The organism is Streptomyces sp. NPDC058307 (assembly GCF_042880295.1).
Lineage (GTDB): Bacteria > Actinomycetota > Actinomycetes > Streptomycetales > Streptomycetaceae > Streptomyces.
Map to the genome: position 1 here is coordinate 1 of NZ_JBHVYZ010000107.1, position 5163 is coordinate 5163.

Below are 5163 nucleotides of genomic sequence, written 5' to 3' on the forward strand. Positions count from 1 at the left end.
TTTGAGGAGCGGGGGTCCAGGGGGCAGAGCCCCCTGGGAGCGGGGGCGAGGGGGTGGCAGCCCCTGGAGGACGGGACGGGTAGGGGCGGCGGGGGCGAAAAAACATCCCCTGACCGGCCGACCCCGGTCAGGGGAAGCAGAACGTGCGGCTCAGGCCGTCGCGAGCCGCTGCTGGGCCCGAGCCGCACGCGTACCGAGGACGGTGATCGACACCACGCCGAACACCGCCAGCAGTCCGACCCCGACCGTCCCGCCCCAGCCGCCCGCGTGGAAGGCGAGCGCGCCGACCGTGCTGCCCGCGCTGGAGCCGATGTAGTAGGCGGACTGGTACAGCGCCGAGGCCTGCGCGCGGCCCTGTGTCGCCGTCTTGCTGACCGCCGAGGACGCCACCGCGTGTCCCGCGAAGAAACCGCCGGTGATCAGGACCAGGCCGAGCAGGACCAGCCAGAGGGAGCCGGCCAGCGAGAGCAGCAGGCCCGCGGCCGTCGTACCGCCCGCCGCGTACAGCGCGCCCCGCCGGCCCAGGCGGCCGACGAGCCGGCCCGCCGTCGACGCGGACACCGTGCCCACCAGGTAGACCAGGAAGATCGAGCCGACGATGCCCTGCGGGAGGGAGAAGGGCGCCTCGGTCAGCCGGTAGCCGATCACCGTGTACACGCCGCCGAAGACCGTCATGAACAGCGCGCCGATGGCGTAGAGGCGGCGCAGCAGCGGGTTGGAGAGGTGCGCCCGGACCGTGCCGAGCAGGACGCCCGGCCGCAGCGAGCCCGCCACGAAGTGCTTCGGCGCCGGCAGCAGCAGGCGGAACGCCACCGCGCAGGCCACCGCGATCGCGCCGATGACCCCCACGGCCACCCGCCAGCCCCACTCCTGCGCGACCCAGCCGGTGATGACCCGGCCGCTCATCCCGCCGACGCTGTTGCCGGCGACGAACAGGCCGATCGCCGTGACCAGTGCCTTGGGGCGGACCTCCTCGGCGAGATACGCCGTCGCGGAGGCGGGCAGTCCCGCCAGGGCCGCACCCTGCACCGCCCGCAGCACGACCAGCGTGGTCAGCGAGGGCGCGAAGGGGACCAGGATCCCGACCGTCACCGCGACCGCCAGCGACGCCGTCATGACCGTACGGCGTCCGAAGCGCTCGGAGAGGGCGCTCATCGGCAGCACGAACAGCGCCAGGCCGCCGGTCGCCGCCGCCACCGTCCAGCTGGCCTCGCTCGCCGCGACCCCGAACTCGCCCGAGATCAGCGGGAGGAGGGCCTGGGTGGAGTACAGCAGCGCGAAGGTCGCGACACCGGCGAGGAAGAGGGCGAAGCTCATCCGGCGGTAGCCGGGGCCGCCCGGGGTCAGACGGGAGTCGACGGCGGCGGAGGCGGGGGTTGCGGCGGGGGATACGGCGGGGGATGCGGCGCCCACGCGGGTGGGCGCCTCGGTACTGGCAGGCATGCCTCGAAGTTACGTACGACCGCGCTCATCCGTCCAATGCATGGATTCGCCATAATCGTTCCCATGGAGCATCAGCAGAGGTCACAGGCGCGTCTGCCACCGTCCAGTGACACAGAAGACATGGTGATGTCGCTGGCCCCGCGGCTCGCCTACTTCGCAGGCGTGGCCCGCACCGAGCACGTCACCCGCGCCGCCCAGGAGATGGACGTACCCCAGTCGACGCTCTCCCGGGCCATGGTCCGCCTGGAGCAGGACCTCGGCGTCGACCTCTTCGCCCGCATCGGCCGGACGGTCTCCCTCACCCCCGCCGGCCGCACCTTCCTCGGCTCCGTCGAACGCGCCCTCGCCGAGATCAGGCGCGCCGCCGACGAGGTCCGTGCCGACGCCGACCCGGCCACCGGCAAGGTCGCCTTCGGCTTTCTGCACACCATGGGCTCGGAGACGGTGCCCGGCCTCATCAGGGCCTTCCGCGCCGACCATCCCCGCGTCCGCTTCAGCCTGGTCCAGAACTACGGCGAGGCGATGATCGAACGCCTGCGCGCGGGCGAGCTGGACCTGTGCCTGACCTCACCGGTCCCGGACGCCCCCGACCTCGTGGCCCGGCGCCTCGACGAACAGAAGCTGCGGCTCGTGGTCCCCGCCGACCACCCGCTCGCGGCCCGCAGGCGGGTACGCCTCGCCGAGGCCGCCGAGGAGTCCTTCGTCACCCTGGAGCCCGGTTACGGTCTGCGCCGCATCACCGACGACCTCTGCCAGGAGGCCGGGTTCAAACCCCGCATCGCCTTCGAGGGCGAGGAGGCGGAGACGCTGCGGGGGCTGGTGGCGGCAGGGCTGGGCGTCGCCCTGCTGCCGCCGCCGGCCTTCCCGCGCCCGGGGGTCGTGGAACTGACGGTCACGGCCCCCCGGGCGGCCCGCGAGATCGGTGTCGCCTGGCTGGACGGGCACCCGGACACACCCCCGGTGGCCGCCTTCAAGAAGTTCCTGCTGTCGAGGAGGGGGAACCTGCTGCCCTGACCTACGACCCCGCCGCCCCGGCCTACCGCCGCCCCGGCCTACCGCCGCCCCGGCCTACCGCCGCCGCCCGAACCCGGAGGCGAGCGGCATCCGCAGCCCCAACGGCGGCGGAGCGGCCAGCGCGTCCTGCACCGGCCGGGACAGCACCCGCCCGAACAGTGCCCCCATCACGAAGTCCTCGGTGAGCGCGTGCACTTCGGCCCGGTACTGGTGCAGTCCGTGCCCGTCGGAGTGCACCTCGAACCGGCACACCTCCCGGTTCGCCTTCTTCGCCCGGGACGCGAACCGGAACGACAACTCGGGGTCTGACCGCTGGTCGTTGGTCCCGTGCACGATCAACACCCGCCGCCCCACGAGCTGCTTGACCGGTTCGGGCTCGGCCGCCACATCCTCCTCGGGCAGACAAGGAGCAAGCGCCACCACCGAGTTGACGGCCTCGTGCCCGCCCGCGCGCAGTGCGGCCCGTGCGCCCATGTCGACGCCGACCAGGGCCACGGGGACGTCGCCGTACCGCCGTACGACCTCGTCGGCGGCCCAGGTCGCGTCGTGCGCGAGATGCGCCTCGCTGCCGTTCCACCCGCGATAGCGGTAGTGCACCAGATGTGCGGCGAGCCCCTCGGCGTGTCCCGCGCGGGCGAGTCGTCGTCCCAACGCCCTTGTGGCGGAGGGCAGTCGCATCGAGGCGGGTCTGCGCAGTGAGGTCTCGTCGCCGCCCGGGAGGAGCAGCACCACCCCGCTCACCGCCGCCGGCTCCGGGCCGAGTGTCCTGCCCAGTCGGGCGCTGCGAACCGGCGTCGCTTGCTGTGCCATGACAGAACAGTGTCAGAAGCCCGGGTGTACGACACGGGGCCGGGCGGTCACCGTTACGTATCGGCGGATTCGTACAGCGGGCGCTCTACGCGCGTAGGAGTTAGAGTGCGTAGATGACGAGCCAGACTGACCCGAGGGGGAACCCCCCGAGCCCGGACCAGATCCGCCGGGCACCCAAGGTTCTGCTGCACGACCACCTCGACGGCGGGCTGCGCCCCGGCACGATCGTCGACCTCGCCCGGGACACGGGGTACACCGCGCTCCCCGAGACCGACGCGGACCGGCTGGGCGTCTGGTTCCGCGAGGCCGCGGACTCCGGTTCGCTGGAGCGGTACCTGGAGACCTTCTCGCACACCGTCGGCGTCATGCAGACCCGTGAGGCACTCACCCGGGTCGCCGCCGAGTGCGCCGAGGACCTCGCCGCGGACGGCGTCGTCTACGCCGAGGTGCGGTACGCCCCCGAGCAGCACCTGGAGAAGGGGCTGACCCTCGAAGAGGTCGTCGAGGCCGTCAACGAGGGCTTCCGCGAGGGCGAGCGCAGGGCCAGGGCCAACGGCCACCGCATCCGCGTCGGCGCCCTGCTCACCGCGATGCGGCACGCGGCCCGTGCCCTGGAGATCGCCGAACTCGCCAACCGGTACCGGGACCTGGGCGTCGTCGGCTTCGACATCGCGGGCGCCGAGGCCGGGTACCCGCCCACCCGGCATCTCGACGCCTTCGAGTACCTCAAGCGCGAGAACAACCACTTCACCATCCACGCCGGCGAGGCCTTCGGGCTGCCGTCCATCTGGCAGGCCCTGCAGTGGTGCGGCGCCGACCGGCTCGGGCACGGCGTGCGCATCATCGACGACATCCAGGTCCACGAGGACGGCACGGTCAAGCTCGGACGGCTCGCCTCCTACGTCCGGGACAAGCGGATCCCGCTGGAGCTGTGCCCCAGTTCCAATCTCCAGACCGGGGCCGCGTCCTCGTACGCCGAGCACCCGATCGGGCTGCTGCGGCGCCTGCACTTCCGGGCCACCGTGAACACCGACAACCGGCTGATGTCCGGCACCAGCATGAGTCAGGAATTCGAGCATCTTGTCGACGCGTTCGGTTATTCGCTCGACGACATGCAGTGGTTCTCCGTCAATGCGATGAAATCAGCGTTCATTCCTTTCGATGAACGACTTGCGATGATCAATGACGTCGTCAAGCCCGGATATGCCGAGCTGAAGTCCGAATGGCTGTTCCAGCAGACCGCCTCCACCAGCGGTTCTGTGGCCGAGGAGAGCTGACAAGGAAAATCCTCGGGTGCGGAATGCGGGCGGGTGTTCACCATCCGTCCGCATTTCGATGTTTGCGGTGGACGGTTTCCCGTGTTTACGTTCGTGGACCGCTGACATCCCGTAAACCCATTTCGAGGACGCATTTCATGAAGCAGTCTGCTGCCAAGACCCTCGGTGTCGCCGCCCTCGGTGCCGCCTTCGCCGCCGCCGGCGCGGGTGCCGCGAACGCCGCTCCGGCGGTCCCGGACGCCACTCAGGCGCTCGGCTCCGTCTCCCAGGGGCTCCCCACCGAGAACGTCACCAAGGCGCTGCCGGGCGCCGGTGAAGCGCTGACGCAGGCCCAGCCGGCACTCGCCAAGGGCATCTCGACCGCGCAGCCCGCCGTCGAGAAGGTGCTCTCCGACGGCCCGACCGGGCCCCTCGCCGGTCTCCTCGGCGGCCTGCCGATCGGCCAGGTCGTGCCCGGCAGCGGCACCGGCCTCAACGGTCTGCCGATCGGCTGAGACGTTCCGCTCCTCGCACGCGCCGGTGGGGGGGGGGGCCCCGCGCGGCGGGGGGGGGGCCCCCCCGGGGGCGGGGGCCACCGGTGGGCCCCCGGCCGGGGCCCGGGGGGGCCAGGGGGGGACGG

5 protein-coding genes are annotated in these 5163 nt (G+C 72.2%); 3 read left to right on the forward strand and 2 right to left on the reverse strand.

Annotation, left to right across the window (positions count from 1 at the left end):
• Positions 1-150 precede the first annotated feature (150 nt).
• Positions 151-1443, reverse strand: a complete 1293-nt coding sequence (locus tag ACFVYN_RS39585) for an MFS transporter (protein WP_390007396.1) — start codon at positions 1441-1443, stop codon at positions 151-153.
• A 63-nt stretch (positions 1444-1506) separates the two neighbouring features.
• Here ACFVYN_RS39585 and ACFVYN_RS39590 point away from each other — a divergent pair, with 63 nt between their 5' ends.
• Positions 1507-2457: a LysR family transcriptional regulator gene (locus tag ACFVYN_RS39590; protein WP_390007398.1), complete on the forward strand. Its 951-nt coding sequence runs from the start codon at positions 1507-1509 to the stop codon at positions 2455-2457.
• 54 nt (positions 2458-2511) lie between these two features.
• On the opposite strand, the gene ACFVYN_RS39595 is transcribed toward ACFVYN_RS39590, so the two are convergent.
• A complete protein-coding gene (locus tag ACFVYN_RS39595; RefSeq protein ID WP_390007401.1) occupies positions 2512-3267 on the reverse strand; it encodes a dienelactone hydrolase family protein in 756 nt (251 codons plus the stop codon).
• Positions 3268-3380: 113 nt separating this feature from the next.
• On the opposite strand from ACFVYN_RS39595, the gene ACFVYN_RS39600 reads away from it, so the two are divergent.
• Positions 3381-4544, forward strand: a complete 1164-nt coding sequence (locus tag ACFVYN_RS39600; RefSeq protein WP_390007404.1) for an adenosine deaminase — start codon at positions 3381-3383, stop codon at positions 4542-4544.
• Between the two features lie 137 nt (positions 4545-4681).
• Positions 4682-5038, forward strand: coding sequence for an ATP-binding protein (locus ACFVYN_RS39605; RefSeq protein WP_390007406.1), 357 nt, complete (start codon positions 4682-4684; stop codon positions 5036-5038).
• Positions 5039-5163: the final 125 nt, after the last annotated feature.

Excerpts from the sequence above, each read along its gene's own strand:
- ACFVYN_RS39590 (WP_390007398.1), top strand. The coding sequence starts at position 1,507 with ATGGAGCATCAGCAGAGGTCACAGGCGCGTCTGCCACCGTCCAGTGAC.
- ACFVYN_RS39600 (WP_390007404.1), top strand. The coding sequence starts at position 3,381 with ATGACGAGCCAGACTGACCCGAGGGGGAACCCCCCGAGCCCGGACCAG.
- ACFVYN_RS39605 (WP_390007406.1), top strand. The coding sequence starts at position 4,682 with ATGAAGCAGTCTGCTGCCAAGACCCTCGGTGTCGCCGCCCTCGGTGCC.
- ACFVYN_RS39595 (WP_390007401.1), bottom strand. The coding sequence starts at position 3,267 with ATGGCACAGCAAGCGACGCCGGTTCGCAGCGCCCGACTGGGCAGGACA.
- ACFVYN_RS39585 (WP_390007396.1), bottom strand. The coding sequence starts at position 1,443 with ATGCCTGCCAGTACCGAGGCGCCCACCCGCGTGGGCGCCGCATCCCCC.